Raw genomic sequence first — 24170 nt, forward strand, 5'->3', positions numbered from 1 at the left:
AGCCTCACCGTGGTGGCCGGCGCGTCGAACAAAGCCGACGTGCTGGGCGGCCGGACCGGGCCAGGAGGAGGGGTTCCGGCCGCACGCCCGGACGGGCACTCTGGTGGGGATACCCGGAAGTGACCCGAGGTGGTGACAGGCGCATGGCGGCAGGCGCGACGGGTGCGGCCGCGTACGACTGGAGGTTCGACTCCGGGCGGATCTGCCTTGACCTGGTGGCGACGGCGGAGGCGGCCACCGGCGGGCGTGAGCCGCTGGACGGGCCCGGGCGGCTCGGCCGGTGGCTGGTCGGCGCCGGTCTGGTGCCCGCGGGCACGCAGCTGGCGGCCGTCGAGGGCCAGTGGGTGGGGCGCTTCGTCGAACTGCGGGACTGCGTGGGCCAGTTGGTGCGGGCTCAGATCGAAGGCCGCGGCGCCGAGTCGGCGCTGGAGCGGGTCAACGCCCTCGCCGCGGGAGCGCCGCCCGGCATCCGGGCCGTACGCGACGCGCAGGGCTCGCTCGTACGGGCACTGAGCGCGGCGCCCGAGTGCGGGGCGCTGCTCGCCGCTGTCGCCCGCGACGCCGTGGAGCTGTTGACCGACCCGCCGGCCAGGGCGAGGCTGCGGCAGTGCGAGGGTGACAACTGCCGCCGCGTCTATCTGGACACCTCCCGCGGACGGCGGCGGCGCTGGTGCTCCAGTGAGGTGTGCGGGAACCGCGAGCGGGTCGCCAGACACCGGCGCAGGGCTGCCGTGGCGAGGGCCTGAGACCGGCTCGGACCCTTCCTCAAAAGATCTTGAAACTTTTTCGGCGGGACGTTGAGTGATGCGTCTGCGGCCCCCGTAGTGATGGGGGAGAAGCAGTCAGCCAAAATCAGGGTCTCGACCGGGAGGTTCAGGTGCGCAAGGATGCCGCCGTGGCCGATGACCGTCCGCAAAGGGCCCGCCATCGCAGCGAGAAGCCACGCAACGACTCCTCAGCACCTGACGAGGAGCTCATGCGCGCGCTGTATCGCGAACATGCGGGACCTTTGCTCGCCTATGTACTCCGCCTCGTCGCCGGCGACCGCCAGCGAGCCGAGGACGTGGTGCAGGAGACGCTCATCCGTGCCTGGAAGAACGCCGGTCAGCTCAACCGGGCCACCGGCTCTGTCCGACCCTGGCTGGTGACGGTCGCACGCCGCATCGTCATCGACGGTCACCGCAGCCGGCAGGCCCGGCCGCAGGAGGTCGATCCGTCGCCGCTGGAGGTCATGCCCGCGGAGGACGAGATCGACAAGGCGTTGTGGCTGATGACGCTCTCAGATGCGCTCGATGATTTGACGCCCGCCCACAGGGAAGTTCTTGTCGAGACGTATTTCAAGGGGCGTACGGTCAATGAGGCGGCCGAGACGCTCGGCATACCCAGTGGGACGGTGCGCTCCCGGGTGTTCTACGCACTCCGTTCCATGAAGCTCGCTCTGGAGGAGAGGGGGGTCACGGCATGACCATGTATGAGCAGGAATCCGTACACGATGCTGTCGGCGCGTATGTGCTCGGCATTCTGGACGACGCAGACGCCTCCGCCTTCGAGGCGCATCTGGCGGGCTGCGACATCTGCGCCGCCCACCTCGAGGAGTTCTCCGGAATGGAGCCGATGCTGGCCATGCTGGCTGAGGCCCCGGTGCCGGTGCAGCAGCCGAATGTGCTGAACATGCCCGGCATGCGGTTCACGCCCGACGTCCCGCCGCCGCGACCGGTCCCCGTGGTGCCCACCGCGCCCCGCCCGCAGCTGCTCGGCGGACTGCTCGACGAGGTCGCCGCCAAGCGCGCGGCCAAGCGCCGGCGCGGCATGTATATGGTCGCGGCCGCCGCCGCCCTGATCATCGGCGGTCCCACCGTCGCGGTCGTGGTCACGGCGGACGACACCGGAAGCAACAACCAGGCGCGCACCGATCCGCACCCCACCAGTCCCGCCGAGGACGCCTTCTTCAACCACATGAACGAGAAGGTGCAGGCCACGGACGCGACCACCAAGGTCAGCGCGACCGTCGGCCTGGAGGAGAAAGGCTGGGGCACCCACACCGTTCTCGAACTGAAGAACGTCAAGGGCCCGCTCAAGTGCAATCTGATCGCCGTTTCCAAGAGCGGCGAGGAAGAGGTCGTGACCTCCTGGGCCGTCCCGAAGTGGGGTTACGGCATCGAGGACAGCCCGAACAAGTTGGGCAAGAACCCGCTCTACGTCCACGGCGGAGCGGCGATGGACCGGAACGACATCGACCACTTCGAGGTCCGCACCTTCGATGGCAAGCGACTGGTGGAGGTCGAAGCCTGACAGATTCGCCCCCTTCGCGTACGGTTGACGGCTGCCCAGTGCACGTCAGAAGGGGGCCTCGGTGGCCGCGCAGGATGCCGCTGTCGAAACCGCTGATCCCGGTGTCGATTCCGTACGAGACCGCGAGATCGGTATCGAGCAGGAACATCTGAATCAGGTGTACCGCCGCCTCGAGGAGAAGATCCACGAGGCGGAGTTCCTCATGCACGATGCCGCCAAACGCGGGCAGGTCGGCACGCCGGGCGCGCTCGCCGAGCGGGACGCCCAGGTCTTCCGGGCGGGAGTGCACCTCAACCGGCTGAACAACGAGTTCGAGGACTTCCTGTTCGGCCGGATCGACCTGCTGCATGGCAAGGACGGCAAGAAGGGCCCGGACGGCGCGTACACCTCGGTCGAGCCCGCGGACGAGGCCGTACGGGCGGACAACACGGCCGACATCGGGGAGACCCTGCACATCGGCCGTATCGGAGTCCTCGACTCCGACTACGCGCCGCTGGTCATCGACTGGCGCGCCCCGGCCGCCGCTCCCTTCTACCGCTCGACCCCGGTCGATCCGGGCCGGGTGGTACGCCGCCGGGTCATCCGCTCCAAGGGCCGCAAGGTCCTCGGCGTCGAGGACGACCTGATGCGCCCGGAGCTGATCGCCACGCTGGACGGGGAGCAGCTCCCGGTCGTCGGGGACGGCGCGCTGATGGCGGCACTCGGGCAGGCCCGCAGCCACACCATGCGGGACATCGTCGCCTCCATCCAGGCGGAGCAGGACCTGGTGATCCGGGCCCCCGCCGCGTCCGTCACCTATGTGGAGGGCGGGCCCGGCACCGGCAAGACCGCGGTGGCCCTGCACCGGGCGGCGTATCTGCTCTACCAGGACCGCCGGCGGTACGCGGGCGGCATCCTGATCGTCTCGCCGACCCCGCTGCTCGTCGCGTACACCGAGGGCGTGCTGCCCTCGCTGGGCGAGGAGGGGCAGGTCGCGATCCGCGCGGTCGGCAATCTGGTGGACGGCGTGGAGGCCACGGCGTACGACGAACCTGCCGTGGCCCGCGTCAAGGGCTCCTCGCGGATGCTGAAGGTGCTCCGCAAGGCCGCCCGGGGCGCGCTGGAGCTGGGGGACGGCCCGGACCGGCTGCGCGTCGTCGCCTTCGGGCGCCGCGTCGAGCTGGAGGCCGACGAGCTCCAGCGCATCCGCCAGGCGGTGCTGGGCGGCACTGCCCCGGTCAATCTGCTGCGCCCGCGCGCCCGCAGGCTGCTGCTCGACGCCCTGTACGCCAAGTCGGGCGCCGCGACCCGTCACACCGACCCGGAGCTCGCCGCCGAGCTGCGGTCCTCGTTCGACGAAGACGTGGCCACCGAGGACGCCTTCATCGGCTTCCTGGACGCCTGGTGGCCCGAGCTCACCCCGCGCCGGGTGCTCACCGCGATGGCCGACGAGAAGCTGCTCGGCCGCTGGGCTCGCCGGATCCTCAACCCGGGCGAGGTGCGCCGCCTCGCCCGCTCGCTGCGCCGCGAGGCCCTGTCCGTACACGACGTGGCGCTCCTCGACGAGCTGCAGACGCTGCTCGGCACCCCGGCCCGCCCCAGACGCAGGCGCGATCTCGATCCGCTGGACCAGCTCACCGGTCTGGAGGAGCTGATGCCGCAGCGCGAGGAGACCCAGCGCGAACGGGCCGAGCGGCTGGCTCAGGAACGTACCGAGTACGCGCATGTCATCGTCGACGAGGCGCAGGACCTGACCCCCATGCAGTGGCGGATGGTCGGCCGCCGCGGTCGGCACGCCACCTGGACGGTCGTCGGCGACCCGGCGCAGTCGTCCTGGTCGTCCCAGGACGAGGCGGCCGAGGCCCGCGACGAGGCGCTCGGCTCCCGCCCGCGCCGCCGCTTCCAGCTCACCGTCAACTACCGCAACCCGGCTGAGATCGCCGAACTCGCGGCCAAGGTGCTGGCGCTCGCCATGCCCGGCATGGAGTCCCCGTCCGCGGTCCGCTCCACGGGCGTGCAGCCGAGCTTCGCGGTCGTACGGGACGGGAACCTTGCCCAGACCGTACGGGCCCAGGCGCAGCGCCTGCTGGACCGGGTCGACGGCACGGTCGGCGTGGTGGTCGCGATGAACCGGCGCGAGCAGGCGGCGCGTTGGCTGGCCGGACTCGGCGAACGCGTGGTCGCGCTCGGCTCGCTCGAGGCGAAGGGCCTGGAGTACGACGCGACGGTCGTCGTCTCGCCCGCGGAGATCGCGGACGAGTCCCCGGCCGGGCTGCGGGTTCTGTACGTGGCGCTGACCCGGGCGACCCAGCAGTTGACGGTGGTCTCGGACCGGCGCGACGAGCCGGACGCGAACGGGGTGCCGGACCTGCTGCGGGACTGATGGAGAGTCAACCCGCGATGCGGGAGTCACTTACCGGGGTTGAGGGTCCGGGGGCGTCCCCAGGGAAAAGCACAGTGTTAGCCTGGTTGTGGCACCGGCTCGATCCAAGCCCCCGGGCCCAACCTTCGTCGCTACGAGCGACCACTTGCCGCGAGGCGAGCATGGCGGGTCGGTGCCACCTATTCGTACGAGAGACAGGTCCGCGTCACCGTGAGGTGACGCGGACCTGTTTCGTTGGAGGTTTCCGCCCGAACCGCCACATCTCGTATGGTGAAAAATACTTTCCGAAAACAAAACGAACGCTATTACCTGCTACTCGCAGGTAGGTGCGACCATCGGAAAGCGTCGCCGGGCACCAGCCGCGGCCGCATGGCAATGAAGCTAGCAAAAGCGGAGGAACCCGGTCATGGCAACGGCGCCCAGCGTCTCGTACTCGATGACGGTCCGGCTGGAGGTCCCCGCGAGCGGTACCGCGGTCTCTCAGCTCACCACGGCCGTGGAGTCCTCCGGCGGCTCTGTGATCGGCCTGGACGTGACCGCTTCCGGCCACGAGAAGCTGCGGATCGACGTCACGATCGCGGCGACCTCGACCACGCATGCCGACGAGATCGTCGAGGAACTGCGCAAGATCGAGGGCGTCGTCCTCGGCAAGGTCTCCGACCGTACGTTCCTGATGCACCTCGGCGGCAAGATCGAGATGCAGTCCAAGCACCCCATCCGCAACCGTGACGATCTCTCGATGATCTACACCCCGGGTGTGGCCCGGGTCTGCATGGCCATCGCCGAGAACCCCGAGGACGCCCGCCGCCTCACCATCAAGCGCAATTCCGTTGCGGTGGTGACCGACGGCTCCGCCGTACTCGGCCTCGGCAACATCGGCCCCATGGCCGCACTCCCGGTGATGGAGGGCAAGGCAGCCCTCTTCAAGCGGTTCGCCGGCATCGACGCCTGGCCGCTGTGCCTGGACACCCAGGACACCGACGAGATCGTCGCGATCGTCAAGGCGATCGCCCCCGGCTTCGCGGGCATCAACCTCGAGGACATCTCGGCGCCCCGCTGCTTCGAGATCGAGGCGCGGCTGCGTGAGGCGCTGGACATCCCGGTCTTCCACGATGACCAGCACGGCACCGCGATCGTCGTCCTCGCCTCGCTGACCAACGCGCTGCGCGTGGTCGGCAAGGCGATCGGTGACGTACGGGTCGTCATGTCCGGCGCGGGCGCCGCCGGTACGGCCATCCTGAAACTGCTGATCGCAGCGGGTGTCAAGCACGCCGTCGTGGCCGACATCCACGGCGTGGTGCACGCGGTCCGCGAGGACCTGGTGGACGCGGAGCCCGAGTCGCCGCTGCGCTGGATCGCCGACAACACCAACCCCGAGGGCGTCACCGGCACGCTCAAGGAAGCGGTCGTCGGCGCGGATGTCTTCATCGGAGTGTCCGCCCCGAACGTGCTGGGGGCGGCGGACGTCGCGGCGATGGCCGACGGCGCAATCGTGTTCGCGCTCGCGAACCCCGACCCGGAAGTCGACCCGGCAATCGCCCGCCAGACGGCGGCAGTTGTGGCCACGGGCCGCTCCGACTTCCCCAACCAGATCAACAACGTGCTGGTCTTCCCGGGCGTCTTCCGCGGCCTGCTGGACGCGCAGTCCCGGACGGTCAGCACGGAGATGATGCTCGCGGCGGCGGCCGCGCTTGCGGACGTCGTCACCGAGGACGAACTCAACCCGAACTACATCATCCCGTCCGTCTTCAACGACAAGGTCGCCGGAGCGGTCGCGGGAGCCGTCCGCAGTGCCGCGAAGGCGACCGGAGCGGCTGTGACGGGCCACACGTCGGCGTGACGCCCGGCGCGTCGCGAGTCGCGGGTCCGCGACTGCCGCTCTAGGGTGGCGGACCATGAGCCCCGCGGCTCGCGGCTCCAAGGAGTCTCCACCGAGTGGACGGAACGTCACCACGACGAGGCCGTGGCGCTTTTCGTGTGACTCCGGAGGGTGCCGGATTGGCTTTCCCGCCGCTGGTGGGGGCAGGATGCGTATTCGGGCGCGAGGGTCTGACAGCAGACCCGGGTCCGGGGACTGTCCGAGGGCCCTGGCAGCATCGGCTTCGATCTCACGCCTCACAGGCAAGAAGAACACGGGAGTAACAACATGAACCGCAGTGAGCTGGTGGCCGCGCTGGCCGACCGCGCCGAGGTGACCCGCAAGGACGCCGACGCCGTGCTGGCCGCTCTCGCCGAGACCGTCGGCGAGGTCGTCGCCAAGGGCGACGAGAAGGTCACGATCCCCGGCTTCCTGACCTTCGAGCGCACCCACCGTGCCGCTCGCACCGCTCGTAACCCGCAGACCGGCGACCCGATCCAGATCCCGGCCGGCTACAGCGTGAAGGTCTCCGCGGGCTCCAAGCTCAAGGAAGCCGCCAAGGGCAAGTAATCCGCCTGGGCAAGCCAATGGGCGGCCACCCCTGCCGGGGGTGGCCGCCCATTGGCGTGTGGCTGGGGCTCCGGGGGCGTCTCTTCGGCGCCGCCGCGGAGCCCCCGGGGTCAGACGAGCCTGCCGCCCGGCAGCTCCACCTTCGCGCCCAGCTTCTCGAGCTTCTCCATGAAGTTCTCGTAGCCGCGGTTGATCAGGTCGATGCCGTGGACCCGGGACGTCCCCTGCGCCGCGAGCGCCGCGATCAGGTACGAGAAGCCGCCGCGCAGGTCAGGGATGACCAGGTCCGCGCCCTGGAGCTTCGTCGGGCCCGACACGACCGCCGAGTGCAGGAAGTTGCGCTGGCCGAAGCGGCAGTCCGAGCCGCCCAGGCACTCGCGGTACAGCTGGATGTGCGCACCCATCTGGTTGAGCGCGGAGGTGAAGCCGAGCCGCGACTCGTACACCGTCTCGTGGACGATGGACAGGCCCGCCGCCTGGGTCAGGGCCACCACCAGTGGCTGCTGCCAGTCGGTCTGGAAACCGGGGTGCACGTCCGTCTCCAGCGCGATCGCCTTCAGCGCGCCGCCCGGGTGCCAGAAGCGGATGCCCTCGTCGTCGATCTCGAAGGCGCCACCCACCTTCCGGTAGGTGTTCAGGAACGTCATCATCGAGCGCTGCTGCGCGCCGCGCACGTAGATGTTGCCCTCGGTCGCCAGCGCCGCCGACGCCCAGGACGCCGCCTCCAGGCGGTCCGGGATCGCCCGGTGGGTGTAGCCGCCGAGCTTGTCGACACCGGTGATCCGGATCGTCCGGTCGGTGTCCATGGAGATGATCGCGCCCATCTTCTGCAGTACGCAGATGAGGTCCTCGATCTCCGGCTCCACCGCCGCGTTGGACAGCTCGGTGACGCCCTCCGCCAGCACCGCCGTCAGCAGCACCTGCTCGGTCGAGCCGACCGACGGGTACGGCAGCCGGATCTTGCAGCCGCGCAGCCGCTGCGGGGCCTCCAGATACTGGCCGTCCGCCCGCTTCTCGATCGTCGCCCCGAACTGGCGCAGCACCTCGAAGTGGAAGTCGATGGGCCGCCCGCCGATGTCGCAGCCGCCCAGACCCGGAATGAAGGCGTGGCCGAGCCGGTGCAGCAGCGGGCCGCAGAAGAGGATCGGGATGCGCGAAGAGCCCGCGTGCGCATCGATGTCCGCGACGTTCGCGCTCTCGACGTGGGACGGGTCGAGTACCAGCTCACCCGGCTCGTCACCGGGCCGGACCGTCACTCCGTGCAGCTGCAGCAGTCCGCGTACGACGCGCACATCACGGATGTCGGGCACGTTGCGCAGTCGGCTCGGCTCGCTGCCCAGAAGAGCGGCGACCATCGCTTTGGGCACCAGGTTCTTCGCGCCGCGGACGCGGATCTCACCCTCCAGCGGGGTTCCGCCGTGGACAAGCAGTACATCGTCTGTGCCGGTCATGAATCTCGCGTTCCGGAGGGGGTCCCCCCAGCGGAGCGAGGGGATGTCGGGCAGGGGGCCAGTCAAAAGAGTAAGGGGCGTCTACCCCTGTCCCGTAAGGCCAAGGACGCTCCGCGAGCGTAATGAATTGGGCACAACACACTGGGTGGCTGCCCCCTTGCGGAGCGTCACCGTCCCGGGTTCGCGTGCCGCCCCTCCTGTCGCGTCCTGAGCTGCGCCGGCTCACACTCAGCCGCCCGCTCCCCGCAGAGGGCGAAGATGCGGGATCATGTCTCGCATGACCGAGGTGTCCTCGCTCACAGGGCGGCTGCTCGTCGCCACTCCCGCCCTTGCGGACCCGAACTTCGACCGGGCGGTGGTTCTGCTGCTCGACCACGACGACGAGGGCTCGCTCGGCGTTGTCCTCAACCGGCCCACCCCGGTGGTCGTCGGCGACATCCTGGAGTCCTGGGCCGCCCTCACGGGCGAACCGGGCGTGGTGTTCCAGGGCGGGCCGGTCTCCCTCGACTCGGCGCTGGGCGTCGCCGTCATACCGGGCGACGAGGGGCCGCTCGGCTGGCGGCGGGTGTACGGCGCGATCGGTCTGGTCGACCTGGAGGCCCCGCCGGAGCTGCTCGGCGGGGCGCTCGGCTCGCTGCGGATCTTCGCGGGGTACGCCGGATGGGGGCCCGGTCAACTGGAGGACGAACTGAACGAGGGCGCGTGGTACGTCGTCGAGTCGGAGCCGGGCGATGTGTCGTCGCCGCGGCCGGAGAGCCTGTGGCGGGCGGTGCTGCGACGGCAGCGCAACGAGCTCGCCATGTTCGCGACGTACCCGGACGACCCTTCGCTGAACTGAGTGGCGTGGCCTTCAGTACCCTTGGCAGTTATGAGCACTCTTGAGCCCGAGCGCGGGACAGGCACGGGGACCCTCGTAGAGCCGACGCCACAGACGTCGCACGGCGACGGCGACCACGAGCGCTTCGCCCATTACGTCCAGAAGGACAAGATCATGGCGAGTGCCCTCGACGGCACTCCCGTGGTGGCACTGTGCGGGAAGGTCTGGGTACCGGGGCGTGACCCCAAGAAGTATCCGGTCTGTCCGATGTGCAAGGAGATCTACGAGTCCATGTCCGCCGGCGGCGACAAGGACAAGAGCGGCAAGGACAAGAAGTAGTCCTTCCGCCGGGGACGGCCCCCGGGACGCGCATTCGTGCGCGCCCCGGGGGCCGTTTCCGTTGCACGGGGTGCGTCTGCTGGTCACAGAGTGGTTGAGACCTCTTGTCCGGTTGTTGGCGCGCCCTTAGCCTCCTGCGTGTTGTGCAGAACGAAACGTTCGTTGCGCAGAGTGCAACGCCTACTCGTAGGGGAACCACGCATGAAGCTCATCGCCCGAATTGCCGCCCCGTCCGTGGCACTTGTGCTGGCGGGCCTCACCGCCACCGCCTGCGCCCCCCAGACCTCCGACAACAGCGCCAAGAAGGACGACAAGAGCGGCACCCTGCGCGTCTGGCTCTTCCAGGAGGTCAACAACAAGCCCAAGGAGCAGGTCGTCGACGCCGCCGTCGCCGCGTTCCGCAAGGCGCACAAGGGTGCCGAGGTCGAGGTCGAGTACATACCGGTCGAGACCCGCGCCCAGCGGATCAAGGCCGCCTTCAACGACCCGAAGAGCGCGCCGGATCTGATCGAGTACGGCAACACCGACACCGCCGGCTACGTCAAGGACGGCGGACTCGCCGACGTCGGTGAGGAGTTCACCGCCTGGGACGAGGCCAAGGACACCGACCCGACCGCCAAGAAGTCGGTCACGGTTGACGGCAAGATCTACGGCGCCCCGCTCTTCGTCGGCGTACGAGCGCTGTATTACCGCACCGACGTCTTCAAGGAGCTGGGGATCGCGGCTCCCAAGACCCAGGACGAGCTGATCGCCACCGCCAAGAAGATCCACAAGGCGAAGCCGGAGCTGTACGGGCTCGCGGTCGGCGGCGCGTACACCTATGGCGCGATGCCCTTCATCTGGGCGCAGGGCGGCGAACTGGCGCAGGAGAGCGGCGGTTCGTACAAGGCGGCCATCAACAGCCCGGCCGCGCAGAAGGGCATCACGGCGTACACCTCGCTCTTCGGCGACGACAACTGCCCGGCCGCGAAGTGCGCGTCGATGGGCGGCAACGCGACGGTGACCGCCTTCGCCTCCGGCAAGGCGGCGATGGCGATAGGCGGCGACTTCAGCCACCAGGCGGTGGAGGCGGGCGCGGTGAAGGGCAAGTACGCGGTGGTGCCGCTGCCGGGCAGGGAGGCGGGCTCGATCGCGCCGGCCTTCGCCGGCGGCAACAACATCGGCGTACTGAAGAGCAGTTCGCACCGCACGCTGGCGGTGGACCTGATGAAGCAGTTCACCGGTAAGGAAACACAGCGCAAGCTCTTCGACGCGATGGGGTTCCTGCCGACGTACACGGATGTACGGGCGGAGGTCGCGAAGAAGGAGCCGTTCGTCGAGCCGTTCGTACGGACGCTGGGCGCGGGCGCGAAGTTCGTGCCGGCCTCGTCGGGCTGGGGTCAGATCGACGCGTCGCTGGTGCTGCCGACGATGTTCCAGGAGATCGTCAGCGGCAAGAAGGACGTGGCGGCGGCGTCGGGTGACGCGGCGAAGAAGATGGACACGGCGTTCGCAGCCGCGGGCTGAGTGCGATGACAAACGGTACGGAGCCGGGGCCGAACGCTCCGGACAGCACGGGCACGCGCGAGACCGCGGTCCCGCCGCCGGGGACCAGGGCGCCGGACGGTGGGGGCACGTCGGCCGGTGCTTCGGCGGCTGAGGCCGCTGCGTCTGCCGGTGGTGCGGGACCGGCGGTCGGTCTCCCGGCGGCTGCCGCTGCCGGGCCGTCGGTCGAGGGTGTGGTCGCGTCGGCCGCTGTCGGGGCGGGGCTGTCCGGTGGGACCGCTGCGTCTGCCGGTGGTGCGGGACCGGCGGCCGGTCTCCCGGCGGCTGCCCGTGGGGCGGCTACGGCCTCCGGCGGGCCGGACGCGTCGGTCGGTGGCTCCTCGGTCGTCGGCACCGCCGGGCGGTCCGAGGGGCCGCCCGCGCGCGTGCCCAACGCCCGGAAGGCGGCCGGGGGTTCGTCCCCCGGCGACGGGCGCGCGGCGCGGCGCGGCCGGCGGCGCGACGGCTCCTGGACCCCGTGGCTGTATCTCGCGCCCGCGCTACTCGTCCTCGGTGGGCTCCTCGTCTACCCGATCTACCAGCTCGGCCTGATCTCCTTCCTCGAGTACACCCAGGCCCAGGTCAGCGGCGGCGAGCCGACCACCTTCCAAGGCCTCGGCAACTACCGCACACTCCTCGCCGACAGCCAGTTCTGGCAGGTCCTGCTGGCCACCGTCGCCTTCGCCGCCGCCTGCGTACTCGCCACCCTCACCGTCGGCTGCGCCCTCGCCGTCCTGCTGACGCGCGTACGCGCCCTCCCGCGGCTCGCCCTCATGCTCGCCGCCCTCGGCGCCTGGGCGACCCCCGCAATCACGGGCTCCACCGTCTGGGTCTTCCTCTTCGACCCGGACTACGGACCGGTCAACCGTCTCCTCGGACTCGGCGACTTCTCCTGGACGTACGGGCGCTACAGCGCCTTCGCGCTCGTACTCCTCGAAGTCGTCTGGTGCTCGTTCCCGTTCGTGATGGTGACGGTGTACGCGGGCATCAAGGCGATCCCCTCGGAAGTCCTGGAGGCGGCCTCACTGGACGGCGCGTCCCAATGGCGGATCTGGCGCTCCGTCACCGCCCCGATGCTCCGCCCCATTCTCGTCGTCGTGACCATTCAGTCGATCATCTGGGACTTCAAGGTCTTCACCCAGATTTACGTGATGACGAACGGCGGCGGCATCGCCGGCCAGAATCTCGTGCTCAATGTGTACGCCTATCAGAAGGCCTTCGCGTCCTCCCAGTACAGCCTGGGCTCGGCCATCGGCGTCGTGATGCTGCTGATTCTGCTGGTGGTCACCCTCGTGTATCTGCGGCTGCTGCGACGCCAGGGAGAAGAACTGTGAGCCTGCTCAGCATTCGCCGCCCCTGGCGGCTCGCCGCCGAGGCATCGGCGCTCGTCATCGCGGTCGTCGTGGCCTTCCCGCTGTACTGGATGGTGCTCTCGGCGTTCAAACCGGCGGGCGAGATCCAGTCCACCGAGGCACGCCCCTGGACGCTTTCCCCCTCGCTCGACTCCTTCCGCCGCGTCTTCGAACAGCAGGAATTCGGCCGGTACTTCCTCAACAGCCTGTTCGTGGCAGGCACAGTAGTGATCGCTTCCGCGCTGATCGCCTTCCTGGCGGCGACCGCGGTGACGCGGTTCCGCTTCAAGTTCAGGACGACTCTGCTGATCATGTTCCTGGTCGCCCAGATGGTGCCGATCGAGGCGCTGACCATCCCGCTGTTCTTCCTGATGCGGGACTTCGGCCAGCTGAACACCCTCGGCTCGCTGATCCTGCCGCACATCGCTTTCTCGTTGCCGTTCGCGATCTGGATGCTCCGTGGCTTTGTGAAGGCGGTCCCGGAAGCCCTGGAGGAGGCGGCCTACATCGACGGCGCGAGCCGGACCCGCTTCCTGTGGCAGATCCTGTTCCCGCTGGTCTTCCCGGGGCTCGTGGCGACGAGCGTGTTCTCCTTCATCTCGACGTGGAACGACTTCCTGTTCGCCAAGTCCTTCATCATCAGCGACACCTCACAGTCGACGCTGCCGATGGCGCTGTTGGTCTTCTTCAAGCCGGACGAGAACGACTGGGGCGGCATCATGGCGGCGTCTACCGTGATGACCGTGCCAGTGCTCGTCTTCTTCGTACTCGTACAGCGACGCCTGGTCTCCGGCCTGGGCGGCGCGGTGAAGGACTGACGCAATGAGCCTTATGGCCATGACCCTTACGGCAACGAGCCCTGCGGATCTGATCCCCGCGCCGCGCGCCGTCGACGGCCCGTACCGCACCCCCTTCGTGCTCGGTACCGGTGCCGCACTCGCGGCGGCGCCCGGCACCGAGGGCGTCGCCCGCTGGCTGCGTACGACCCTCGGCGGCGCTCTGGGACGCGAACTCCCGTCGGGGGTGGCGGGAGCCGCGCACACCATCACGCTGCGGACCGATCCGTCCCTGGAGCCCGAGGCGTACCGGCTCTCGGTCGCATCCGGTGTCGAGATCGTGGGCGGCGCCGCGGCCGGGGTGTTCTGGGGAGCACAGACGCTCCGTCAGCTCCTCGGCCCCGATGCGTACCGCCGGGCCTGCGTCGATCCGGAAGCCTGGCGGGGCATTCCGCACCAGGTCATCGAGGACGCACCCCGCTTCCCCTGGCGCGGCATGATGCTCGACGTCTCACGGCACTTCCTGTCCAAGGACGACGTCCTGCGCTATCTGGACCTCCTCGCCGCCCACAAGCTGAACGTCTTCCACATCCACCTCACCGACGACCAGGGCTGGCGCATCGAGATCAAGCGCTACCCCAAGCTCACGGACATCGGCGCGTGGCGGGCACGCACCAAATACGGCCACCGCGCCTCCGAGCTCTGGGACGAGAGGCCGCACGGCGGCTACTACAGCCAGGACGACATCCGCGAGATCGTCGCGTACGCCGCCGAGCGGCATATCAGTGTCGTCCCCGAGATCGACATCCCCGGCCACTCGCAGGCCGCCATCGCCGCGTATCCGGAACTGGGCAACACCGACGTCATCGACACAACAACCCTCTCCGTCTGGGACAACTGGGGCATCAACCCGAACGTACTCGCCCCCACTGACAACACCCTCCGCTTCTACGAGGGCGTCTTCGAGGAGCTCCTCGGCCTATTCCCCGCCGCCGTCTCACCGTTCATCCACGTCGGCGGCGACGAGTGCCTCAAGGACCAGTGGAAGGCGTCCCCGGCCGCCCAGGCCCGTATGAAGGAACTCGGTCTGGCCGACGAGGACGAGCTCCAGTCCTGGTTCATCCGCCACTTCGACACCTGGCTCGCCGACCGCGGCCGCCGCCTCATCGGCTGGGACGAGATCCTGGAGGGCGGGAGTCGAGCCGGAGGCGAGACGACGGAATTGGGCCTGGCCCCCGGCGCCGCCGTCTCCTCCTGGCGTGGATACGCCGGCGGCATCGCCGCCGCCGAGGCCGGTCACGACGTCGTCATGTGTCCCGAGCAGCAGGTGTACTTGGACCACCGCCAGCACGGCGGCGCCCAGGAGCCGATGCCCATCGGATACGTACGCACCCTCGAGGACGTCTACCGCTTCGAGCCCGTGCCCCCGGCCCTCTCGCCCGATGCCGCCGCGCACATCCTCGGCACCCAGGCCAATGTCTGGACCGAGGTGATGCAGGACCGTTCCCGCGTCGACTACCAGGTCTTCCCGCGGCTCGCCGCCCTGGCCGAGGTCGCCTGGTCCGCCCTGCCCGCCCCCGCAGAGCGCGACTTCGCGGATTTCGAGCGGCGAATGACCGCCCACTACAAGCGCCTTGACGCGCTCGGTGTCGACTACCGGCCGCCCGGCGGCCCGTTGCCGTGGCAGAAGCGACCGGGGGTGATCGGACGCCCGATCGAGGGTGCGCCCCCAAACGTGTGAGCCCGGCTCAAAGACGCATCTCCCGGGCACGTGACCCTGGGACCGTGTAAAGCCGCAAGGAATAAGTCGCACAAGGATCGCCGAAAAGCGGCAATCCGCACGTGGCGGCGAGGATGTTGCAAACCGGACCATCCGCGCGAGCCGGTATATCCGGTACGGATCTGCCCTTCGCGGACCCTCTCGCCGGTCGGCTCGGAAGATGTGCCAGAGTTGCCACGTCCGGGCTGTGAGCACGTACGGTACGGCAACACAGGCGGGACAGCCGGGACACCGGGAAGGGGCAGCTGGGTGACCACGCACGCACCGCAGACGGGGCAGTCGGTGACGCTGCCGGCTTCGCTCGACGAGGCCGTGGCGGCGCTGACCGCCATGCCCGCCGCCGTGCCCGTCGCGGGCGGCACGGATCTCATGGCCGCCGTCAACAAGGGCCAACTCCGCCCGGCCGGCCTCGTGGGCCTCGGCCGCATCAGCGAAATCCGCGGCTGGCGCTACCAGGACGGACACGCGCTGCTCGGGGCCGGCCTCACCCACGCCCGGATGGGACGGCCCGACTTCGCGGCCCTCATCCCCGCGCTGGCCGCGTCCGCGCGCGCCGCCGGCCCGCCCCAGATCCGCAACGCGGGCACGCTCGGCGGCAATATCGCCACGGCCGCCCCGACCGGCGACACCCTGCCCGTGCTGGCCGCCCTGGAGGCGGACCTGGTGATCGCGGGACCCGGCGGCGCACGCCGCGAGATCCCCGTCTCGCACCTCCTGGCAGGCCGGGAGATGCTCGCTCCCGCCGAACTCATCGGCTTCGTACGCGTGCCCCTCCTGCACGCCCCACAGGTCTTCCTGAAGGCCACCGGCCGCACCGGTCCCGGCCGCGCCACCGCATCCGTAGCCGTCGTCCTCGACCCGGCGCGGCGCGGCGTGCGCTGCGCGGTGGGCGCGATCGCGCCGATGCCGCTGCGGCCGCTGGAGGCGGAGCGGTGGATCGCGTCACTGATCGACTGGGACGGCGAGCGCGGCCTCGCGGGCGAGGCTCTGGCGGCCTTCGGTGAGTACGTCGCGGCGGCGTGCATCCCGGATCCGGCACCGGCCGCGCAGGGCGAGGAACAGCCCGTGCTGCCGCCCGCCGTACTGCATGTGCGGCGCACCGTCGCCGCGCTGGCCCGACGTGCACTGGGGAGGGCGCTGTCGTGAGCAACGAGGAGAACCCGCAGGGACGCCCGCCGGAGCAGGGGGGCTGGCAGCCCACGCCTCAGGGCGGTGAGTACGACGCCGAGGCCACCGCCTTTCTGCAGCTCCCGTCCGAGGGCGCGCTGGACGCGGCGCCGCTCGAAGCGCCCGGACACGGCTACGTACCGCCGATGATCACGCCTCTGACTCCGGCCTCCGCGGCCGATCCGGCGGCGACGGGCGACTGGGCCGTGCAGCAGGCGACGGGGGAGTCGGCGGTGCAGTGGCCGGAGCCCGCGGGCACCGAGCAGCATGTCGACCCGCACGCCACGGGGCAGTGGACCTTCACGGGTGCCGAGCCGGCCGGGGCGCCGGTCCCGCCCGCGCCTGCCTCCGAGTTGACCGGCCAGTGGACGATTCCGGTGGCGGACGGCGATCTGCCCGACGAGTCCGGCGAGTTCACGACGTCTTCGCTGGCGTCCCACTGGGGTACGACGACCCCGCCCGCGACGCTGCCGGGCGGGGCGACGGCCCCGTGGGCGACCGCGCAGGAGCCCCCGGCGACGCTGCCGGGCGGAGCGGCCGCGCCCTGGGCGACGGCCCCGGAGCCGTCGCCGGAGCCCGCCGCGGTGGCCGAGGAGCCGGAGTCCGTGCAGTCGGGGCCCGTGCAGTCGGGGCCCGTACAGGAGCCGGAGCAGGCGCCGGAAGCGGTCGAGGCCGAGGCGGTGGCGAGCCCCGACGAGGCCGCCGAGGCGCCCGCCGACACTCCTGAGGCCGCCGCCCCCACCTCCTCCACGGGCAGTGACGAACACCCGCCGACCTCCTACGTCCTGCGCGTCAACGGCACCGACCGCCCCGTCACCGACGCCTGGATCGGCGAGTCCCTCCTCTACGTACTGCGCGAGCGCCTCGGCCTCGCCGGCGCCAAGGACGGCTGCTCGCAGGGCGAGTGCGGCGCGTGCAACGTCCAGGTCGACGGCCGTCTCGTCGCCTCCTGCCTGGTCCCGGCGGCGACCGCCGCCGGCTCCGAGGTCCGTACGGTCGAGGGCCTGGCCACCGACGGCGAACCCTCGGACGTCCAGCGAGCCCTGGCGGGCTGCGGCGCGGTCCAGTGCGGCTTCTGCATCCCCGGCATGGCCATGACCGTCCACGACCTGCTCGAGGGCAATCACGCCCCCACCGAGCTCGAGACCCGCCAGGCGCTCTGCGGCAACCTCTGCCGCTGCTCCGGCTACCGGGGCGTCCTCGACGCCGTACGCGAAGTGGTCGCCGAGCGCGCGGCGAGTACCGCGGCCGCCGCCGAGGCGAGTGAGGAAGCCCGCATTCCGCACCAGGCGCCCCCAGGCGCGGGTAGTGTGCAGCTCCACCCGCACGACGGAGGCATGGCGTGAGCAACGACGCGGCCACCACGACGACGCCCAGGACGGTAGACGGCCCCCAGACGGAGCCTCCCGCCCACGGCCTCGGCGCGTCCCTCCCGCCGGCCGACGCCCGCGCCAAGACCGAGGGCACATTTCCGTACGCCTCCGATCTGTGGGCCGAGGGCCTGCTGTGGGCGGCGATCCTGCGCTCCCCGCACCCGCACGCGCGTATCGGCTCGATCGACACCTCGGCGGCGCTGGAGATGCCAGGCGTACGAGCCGTGGTCACCCATGAGGACATTCCGGGCGATTCATCGTACGGCAGGCGAATCGCCGACCGTCCCGTCTTCGCCTCCGAGCTCGTACGCCACCACGGCGAGGCGATCGCGGCGGTCGCCGCGGACCACCCCGACACGGCCCGCCTCGCGGCGGCGGCCATCGCCGTCGAGTACGACGTGCTCGACCCGGTCACCGACCCCGAGAAGGCATTCGCCGCCGAGCCCCTGCACCCCGACGGCAATCTGATCCGCCACATCCCCCTCCGCTACGGCGACCCCGATGTGACGGGCGAGGTGATCGTCGAGGGCCTCTACCGCATCGGCCGCCAGGACCCCGCCCCGATCGGAGCCGAGGCCGGCCTGGCCGTCCCGCGCCCCGACGGCGGCGTGGAGCTCTACGTCGCCTCCACCGACCCGCACACCGACCGCGATCTGGCCGCCGCGTGCTTCGGCCTGGAACCGGACCGGGTGAAGGTCGTGGTCACGGGCGTCCCGGGCGCGACGGGCGACCGCGAGGACCCTGGCTTCCAACTCCCGCTCGGCCTACTGGCATTGAAGACCGGCTGCCCGGTCAAGCTGACGGCGACCCGCGAGGAGTCCTTCCTCGGCCACGCCCACCGCCATCCGACGCTGCTGCGCTACCGCCACCACGCGGACACCGAGGGCCACCTGATCAAGGTCGAGGCCCAACTGCTGCTTGACGCGGGCGCGTACGCCGACGCGTCCTCCGAGTCACTCGCGGCCGCGGTCGCGTTCGCCTGCGGTCCGTACGTCGTCCCGCACGCCTTCATCGAGGGCTGGGCGGTCCGTACGAACAACCCTCCCTCGGGCCATGTGCGCGGCGAGGGAGCGATGCAGGTGTGCGCGGCGTACGAAGCCCAAATGGACAAACTGGCCTCGAAATTGGGCGTCGACCCCACCGAACTGCGGCTGCGCAACGTGCTCGCGACCGGTGACATCCTCCCCACGGGCCAGACAGTCACCTGCCCCGCACCTGTCGCGGAACTCCTCCGCTCTGTCCGGGACTTCCCGCTCCCGTCCCTCCCCAAAGACAGCCCCGAGAACGACTGGCTGCTCCCCGGCGGCCCGGAGGGAGCAGGCGAACCCGGAGCCATCCGCCGCGGAGTCGGCTATGCGCTGGGCATGGTCCACATGCTGGGGGCGGAAGGCGCCGACGAAGTCTCCACGGCAACGGTCAAGGTCCACGACGGCATCGCGACGGTGATCTGCGCGGCGGTGGAGACCGGCCAGGGCTTCTCGACCCTGGCCCGCCAGATCGTCCAGGAGACGCTGGGCATCGAAGAGGTCCACGTGGCCTCGGTCGACACCGACCAGCCCCCGGCGGGCCCGGCGGCCCACGGCCGCCACACCTGGGTCTCGGGCGGCGCGGTCGAACGCGCCGCGAAGATGGTCCGTACGCAACTGCTCCAGCCCCTGGCCCACAAGTTCGGCATGTCCACCGAACTCCTCCAGATCACAGACGGCAAGATCACGTCGTACGACGGCGTGCTGTCGACGACGGTCACGGAAGCGATGGACGGCAAGGAACTCTGGGCCACGGCCCAGTGCCGCCCCCACCCCACGGAGCCCCTCGACGAGTCCGGCCAGGGCGACGCCTTCGTGGGCCTCGCCTTCTGCGCGATCCGCGCGGTGGTCGACGTAGACATCGAGTTGGGTTCGATCCGCGTGGTCGAAATGGCGGTGGCCCAGGACGTCGGCCGCGTCCTGAACCCGGCCCAACTGACCGCCCGCATCGAGGCCGGCGTCACCCAGGGGGTCGGCACGGCCCTCACCGAAAACCTCCGCACGGCCCGCGGCCTGGTCCGCCACCCGGACCTGACGGGCTACGCACTCCCGACATCCTTGGACGCCCCGGACATTCGCATCGTCAAACTGGTCGAGGAACGCGACGTGGTGGCCCCCTTCGGAGCAAAGCCGGCGAGCGCGGCCCCGGTGGTGACGTCCCCGGCGGCGGTCGCGTCGGCGGTGCGGGCGGCAACGGGCCGCCCGATCAACAGGCTGCCGATCAGGCCTCAGGCGGCGGTGGCCGTCCCCAACTCGTAAGAGTGTGACGCGCGTTGCATGTGCAGGTGCAATGTAAGGGTGCGCACTGTCGGCGTGGCTCGGTACAGTGATCCCTGTAGACGTGTGTAAACGGGGAGGCGTTCGTGGCGGAGGACAACGGGGCGGAGGCGGGGCTCTTCGGGGCCTTTAGTTTGATGCCCATCGTGGGTAGCGCAGTGTCGGCGGCCAAGTTGGTCGCCGACATGGAGACGATGTCGGACTTCAAGAGGGAGGTCGACAAGATCCTCGTCGACCTTGAAGGCTCCGAGGCTGCACCAGAGAAAGTCTCCGCCGACCGGCTTGAGCCGAGCCACTTCGGCAAGCCTGAGTTTCGCGAGAGCGCGTACCTGTACGGCGTCTATTCTATCGTCCATGACGAGCTCGAGAAGCTTTCCAAGATTCTCGCCTTGCAGGTCGACGGCCTGAGCATCGCGGTGCAGGCCTCTCAAGTGGGCTACGAGAACATCGATTACGACATCCGGCAGCGAATGCGACGGCTCGCCAGCGAGGTGCAGCAGCAAGAGCAGGCGCAGCAGAACGGTGCCAACCAGGCGGGTGGCGGCGGGTCGCAGTCCGGCGACGGCGAGGCCGCTGTCTGATGAACACGGGGACGGGGACGGGGAAGGCGGGATTGGTGATCCACCATGGCTGATGAGGCGAAGACTGGACGTAGCGCTGTGCCAGCACTGCGGGAGACGGACTTCGAGTCCAAGACGCACAACGAGCTGCTGGACATGCTCGAAGGGACCAACGCCGAGTCGGCCGCGCAGCTTGCCAAGAAGCTGTCCAAAGCGGCGTCCATGATCACGCAAGTCGGTGAGGGCATGAAGACCCATATGACTCGGGTCGTATGGGAGGGCGAGGGCGGCCAGGCTTTCAAGGACTGGGGTCACAAGGCGGCCATGGCCACGATGGAGCTCGGCAAGTACAGCGAAGGCGCCTCAATGGTGCTCGAGCAAGTTGCCACCGCCATCGCCCAGGCGAAGGCGGCCGTGCCGAAGAAGGACGGGTCGCTCGAAACGCAGGCGAAGGAAGCCCAAGAGCTCTTGAGGGCGGCGCAGAAGACTGGCGGCGCCGGCGACATGCCCGAGACCAGCAAGCAGCTTCACACTGCCCAGGTCGAGATGGAGAGGCGACGCCTCGAGGCGGCCGACCAACTGAGGAAGTTGGGGCAGACCTACACGCATTCCGGGCAGCAGATCATGAGCATGCCCCCGCCGGAGTTCCCGCCGCCGCCGGGCCAGTTCGTGCCGCCGCCGACCGCCAAGGTCTACGACGCTGAGCGCATAGGAGAATCTGGCACGCGTGACGGGACTGGACGGTCCACCGCTGACGCCTACGTGTCCCCGCCCAGCCGTGAGGGCATCGCGAAGCCAACAGAGCTCGCACCGGCGGACTCCCGTCACGCCGCTCTGCCAGATCGGTCTGTCGATATGGAGATCGACAGCGTGGCAACGCTGCCTGACGTGCACACAACGCCTCCTGGAACGTCTGGCAGCATTCCGCCGGTCGCCAAGCCTGACGGGCCGGGCTACCCGCTCCCGGGGATGATCCCTCCTACGTTCGCTGGAAATTCCGGCCTGCCCAATACCAGTGCCCCGGGGGGGAAGGCCCTTCCGAGTGCTCGAGGCCTGGTGCCGCCCGGACAAGCCGGTGTCGGCTCGAGGATGCCGCGTGAAGGAATTGTCGGTGGCCGCCCTGTTGCGCCGAGCACGGGTCGGCCCACGGGTGGGATTCCTCGTGGCACGGTGATCGGCGGCGAAGGGACCACCGCCCGCGGACCGATGGGCCGCGGAGGCATGCCCGGAATGCATGGCGGCGGGGCCATGGGAGGGGTGGGCCAGAGCGGTATCTCTGGTGGTCGTCGCCTCGCATCCGAGACGGGTGGTGTTGTCGGAGGCCGGCCTCAGCAGGGTGGTCAGAACAGCACCCGTCCCTTCACGCCCGGTGGCTCCGGTCTGGTTCGAGGGACCAACGCGAATGCGGGCGGCGGCGCAAACGCCGGACTCGCAAGCCGCGCCGGTGCAATTCCCCCGGCGTCGAGTGGTGCCAACCCTCACCGGGATGAGGGGAACGGCGAGCGTCCGGACTACTTGTCGGAGGACGAAGAGACGTGGCAGCAGGGCGGCCGCCGCGTAGTCCCGCCGGTCATCGACTGATCCAGAGCTGAAACCGTCAGAAGGAAGAGATGCGAACCACCAGCAGCAAGCGAATTGTCCGGCCCACTGCCGTTGCGTCGGCTGCATTGGGATTGCTGCTGGTGGGCATCGCAGCGACTCCCGCGCACGCAGAGGCTGCGCGGGATCAGCAGTGGCACCTGGACGCGATGAAGGCTGACGAGATGTGGAAGGTCAGCACGGGGAAAGGCGTCACTGTTGCCGTAATCGACAGTGGCGTGGACAAGAGCCTTCCCGATCTCCGAGGACAAGTGCTCCCCGGCCTCGACCTCTCCAATAAGCCCGGTGATGAATACTCTGACTACGACGGGCACGGGACTGGGATTGCTGCGATGATCGCAGGCACGGGGAGTGGGCCAGGCAGCAAGGGGGCGGTCGGGCTCGCTCCAGGCACCAAGATCCTTCCTATCCGGATGCCCAAGGAGACTGAGGGCACCAAGCTGGCTTGGAATCCGGAGCTGTTCAACAAGTCCCTGAGCAAGGCGATTCGCCACGCTGCGGATTCCGATGCGAAGGTGGTCAACATCGCGCTGGCCGTACCGGAGACGACGGACGAAGTCGCGGAATCGGTGAAGTACGCCCTAAGCAAGGGTTCTTTGATCTTTGCTGGTGTTGGCAACAGTGGCGACGAGGCGAACCCGGTGCTGTACCCGGCCGCGGTCCCGGGTGTCATCGGCATGGCGGCCTTCGACAGGAATATCAAGGCGACGAAGGAGTCGGAGCGAGGGCCGCAGGTGGATTTCGGTGCACCGGGTGACGAGATTGTTCATGCGTGCCCCGGCGGCTCGCAGCTTTGTAGGAGCCACGGCACCAGTGACGCCACTGCTCTCGCTTCGGCTTCTGCCGCACTGATTTGGTCCAAGCATCCGGATTGGACCAATAACCAGGTCCTCCGCGTCATGCTCAACACCGCCGGCAAGGCAAAGAGTGGCAAGCACCGTACTGACGCCGTCGGCTACGGTGCTGTCCGCCCCCGCATAGCCCTGAAGACCCCTGGCGACCCGGGCCCCGCCGACGAGTACCCCCTCCCGGACCTAGCGGCCGCAGCCCCCAAGTCGCCTTCCCCGGAAGCCTCCATGCCCGCTGGCGATGCCGAGACCGACAAGGACCAGCCCGCCACCGCCCCGGCCGCGTCCAAGGACGACAGCAACACCGGCCTCTGGATCGCCATCGGCGTCGGAGCCGCCGCCATAATCGGTGCCGCGGTCGCCGCCTTGGTCGTCCGCTCCCGTCGGCGCAGCGCAACTGTCCCAGCGGCTCCGGCCTTCCCGCCCAATGCGTATCAACAGCAGCCGCAATACCCGGCCTACGGCTCGCCGCACGCTGGCCACAACCAGAACCCGCCGTACCCCGGTCCGCCCGGACCTGGTCAGCTAGGGTGACGTAGCTGTCTCCATTGAGTCTCTGTGCCCTTGTGGCTATGGGTGTCGAATGGTATGGCCGTCGGCGAGGATTGCTCACAGAATCCCCATTGCACTTGCGCATGGTGGTGTCGTCTTCGATAGCGTTTCCACGCGCGATAAGCGGTGTCGGATGAACGTGACAAGACGGGGGAGAGACGTGGCGAGCGAGACGCAGCCGCAAAGCCTGCAGCATCTGGTCGAACTAGAAGGGCAGCACGCAGCAGGGGTCCAGTCGGCGGGATCCGGCTCTGGGGATGGTGAGATGACGCTTGCTGCGGCCGATCCGGCCGACGGCGGGGGCGGTGGTGCGGGTGCCGACGGACTCAAGCACAGTGAGGGCCCTTGGACACACGGTGCAACGGTCGTTGGTGAGCTGAAGACGGACACCAGCTCCGGCATGACCAAGCTTGAGACGGCACACGGCGGAGTCTCCACCGGCACCGAGGGACTGGAGACCACCGCTGCGCTCAGTGCCGTCCTCTACTCCTGGCAACAACGGCTGAAGTCAGTCCGGGACGAGTGCGGAAACCTGGAGGCGCCGCTGCGTCTGGTGGCCAAGGACCAGGGGGAGTTCGAGAAGTATACGATGGGGAAATTCACTCAAGTGATGCCCCCTAAGAGCCAGGACAAGGGCGGGCGTTGAC

21 protein-coding genes are annotated in these 24170 nt (G+C 69.6%); 19 read left to right on the forward strand and 2 right to left on the reverse strand.

Features of this window, described 5'->3' with window-relative positions; genetic code table 11:
* Positions 1-143 precede the first annotated feature (143 nt).
* The 6 genes from ACH492_RS24360 to ACH492_RS24385 all read left to right on the forward strand — a co-directional run bounded on the left by ACH492_RS24360 (position 144) and on the right by ACH492_RS24385 (position 7082).
* Positions 144-746, forward strand: a complete 603-nt coding sequence (locus tag ACH492_RS24360; protein ID WP_398989801.1) for a CGNR zinc finger domain-containing protein — start codon at positions 144-146, stop codon at positions 744-746.
* A 131-nt stretch (positions 747-877) separates the two neighbouring features.
* A complete protein-coding gene (locus ACH492_RS24365; RefSeq protein ID WP_142217417.1) occupies positions 878-1465 on the forward strand; it encodes a sigma-70 family RNA polymerase sigma factor in 588 nt (195 codons plus the stop codon).
* On the forward strand, positions 1462-2292 hold the full coding sequence (locus tag ACH492_RS24370) for an anti-sigma factor family protein (protein ID WP_398989802.1): 831 nt from the start codon (positions 1462-1464) through the stop codon (positions 2290-2292). The genes ACH492_RS24365 and ACH492_RS24370 overlap by 4 nt, the downstream gene beginning before the upstream one ends.
* A gap of 61 nt (positions 2293-2353) precedes the next feature.
* Positions 2354-4654, forward strand: coding sequence for a HelD family protein (locus ACH492_RS24375; protein WP_398989803.1), 2301 nt, complete (start codon positions 2354-2356; stop codon positions 4652-4654).
* A 406-nt stretch (positions 4655-5060) separates the two neighbouring features.
* Positions 5061-6494 (forward strand): NAD-dependent malic enzyme, encoded by a 1434-nt coding sequence (locus ACH492_RS24380; protein ID WP_398989804.1) that lies wholly within the window; start codon positions 5061-5063, stop codon positions 6492-6494.
* A 306-nt stretch (positions 6495-6800) separates the two neighbouring features.
* Complete coding sequence (locus tag ACH492_RS24385) at positions 6801-7082, forward strand: HU family DNA-binding protein (protein WP_004571953.1); 282 nt, start codon at positions 6801-6803, stop codon at positions 7080-7082.
* Between the two features lie 110 nt (positions 7083-7192).
* Here the strand turns inward: ACH492_RS24385 and murA are convergent, their stop codons facing one another.
* Positions 7193-8533: a UDP-N-acetylglucosamine 1-carboxyvinyltransferase gene (gene murA / locus ACH492_RS24390; protein ID WP_356229732.1), complete on the reverse strand. Its 1341-nt coding sequence runs from the start codon at positions 8531-8533 to the stop codon at positions 7193-7195.
* A gap of 277 nt (positions 8534-8810) precedes the next feature.
* Here murA and ACH492_RS24395 point away from each other — a divergent pair, with 277 nt between their 5' ends.
* The 12 genes from ACH492_RS24395 to mycP all read left to right on the forward strand — a co-directional run bounded on the left by ACH492_RS24395 (position 8811) and on the right by mycP (position 23505).
* A complete protein-coding gene (locus ACH492_RS24395; protein ID WP_398989805.1) occupies positions 8811-9371 on the forward strand; it encodes a YqgE/AlgH family protein in 561 nt (186 codons plus the stop codon).
* A gap of 30 nt (positions 9372-9401) precedes the next feature.
* Complete coding sequence (locus ACH492_RS24400; protein ID WP_398989806.1) at positions 9402-9689, forward strand: DUF3039 domain-containing protein; 288 nt, start codon at positions 9402-9404, stop codon at positions 9687-9689.
* 201 nt (positions 9690-9890) lie between these two features.
* The gene (locus ACH492_RS24405) at positions 9891-11195 is read left to right on the forward strand and encodes an extracellular solute-binding protein (protein WP_398989807.1); all 1305 of its coding nucleotides are present in this window, start codon (positions 9891-9893) and stop codon (positions 11193-11195) included.
* Positions 11196-11599: 404 nt separating this feature from the next.
* Positions 11600-12547, forward strand: coding sequence for a carbohydrate ABC transporter permease (locus ACH492_RS24410; RefSeq protein WP_398989808.1), 948 nt, complete (start codon positions 11600-11602; stop codon positions 12545-12547).
* On the forward strand, positions 12544-13383 hold the full coding sequence (locus tag ACH492_RS24415) for a carbohydrate ABC transporter permease (RefSeq protein ID WP_307663117.1): 840 nt from the start codon (positions 12544-12546) through the stop codon (positions 13381-13383). Before ACH492_RS24410 ends, ACH492_RS24415 begins: the two co-directional genes overlap by 4 nt.
* A 19-nt stretch (positions 13384-13402) precedes the next feature.
* A complete protein-coding gene (locus ACH492_RS24420; RefSeq protein ID WP_398989809.1) occupies positions 13403-15082 on the forward strand; it encodes a beta-N-acetylhexosaminidase in 1680 nt (559 codons plus the stop codon).
* Between the two features lie 288 nt (positions 15083-15370).
* Complete coding sequence (locus tag ACH492_RS24425) at positions 15371-16267, forward strand: FAD binding domain-containing protein (protein WP_398989810.1); 897 nt, start codon at positions 15371-15373, stop codon at positions 16265-16267.
* Entirely contained in the window at positions 16264-17634 is a 1371-nt protein-coding gene (locus tag ACH492_RS24430) for a 2Fe-2S iron-sulfur cluster-binding protein (RefSeq protein ID WP_398989811.1), read from the forward strand. The genes ACH492_RS24425 and ACH492_RS24430 overlap by 4 nt, the downstream gene beginning before the upstream one ends.
* Complete coding sequence (locus ACH492_RS24435; RefSeq protein ID WP_398989812.1) at positions 17631-19946, forward strand: xanthine dehydrogenase family protein molybdopterin-binding subunit; 2316 nt, start codon at positions 17631-17633, stop codon at positions 19944-19946. The genes ACH492_RS24430 and ACH492_RS24435 overlap by 4 nt, the downstream gene beginning before the upstream one ends.
* 104 nt (positions 19947-20050) lie before the next feature.
* Positions 20051-20545, forward strand: coding sequence for a hypothetical protein (locus ACH492_RS24440; protein WP_398989813.1), 495 nt, complete (start codon positions 20051-20053; stop codon positions 20543-20545).
* A gap of 45 nt (positions 20546-20590) precedes the next feature.
* The gene (locus ACH492_RS24445; RefSeq protein ID WP_398989814.1) at positions 20591-22105 is read left to right on the forward strand and encodes a hypothetical protein; all 1515 of its coding nucleotides are present in this window, start codon (positions 20591-20593) and stop codon (positions 22103-22105) included.
* Positions 22106-22134: 29 nt separating this feature from the next.
* Positions 22135-23505 (forward strand): type VII secretion-associated serine protease mycosin, encoded by a 1371-nt coding sequence (gene mycP / locus ACH492_RS24450; RefSeq protein ID WP_398989815.1) that lies wholly within the window; start codon positions 22135-22137, stop codon positions 23503-23505.
* Between the two features lie 223 nt (positions 23506-23728).
* Here mycP and ACH492_RS24455 read toward each other — a convergent pair whose 3' ends face one another.
* Positions 23729-23857: a hypothetical protein gene (locus ACH492_RS24455; protein WP_398989816.1), complete on the reverse strand. Its 129-nt coding sequence runs from the start codon at positions 23855-23857 to the stop codon at positions 23729-23731.
* Between the two features lie 66 nt (positions 23858-23923).
* Between ACH492_RS24455 and ACH492_RS24460 the strand changes: the two genes are divergently transcribed.
* Complete coding sequence (locus tag ACH492_RS24460) at positions 23924-24169, forward strand: hypothetical protein (protein ID WP_398989817.1); 246 nt, start codon at positions 23924-23926, stop codon at positions 24167-24169.
* Position 24170: the final 1 nt, after the last annotated feature.

It is taken from the genome of Streptomyces sp. NPDC019443, assembly GCF_044389785.1.
Lineage (GTDB): Bacteria > Actinomycetota > Actinomycetes > Streptomycetales > Streptomycetaceae > Streptomyces.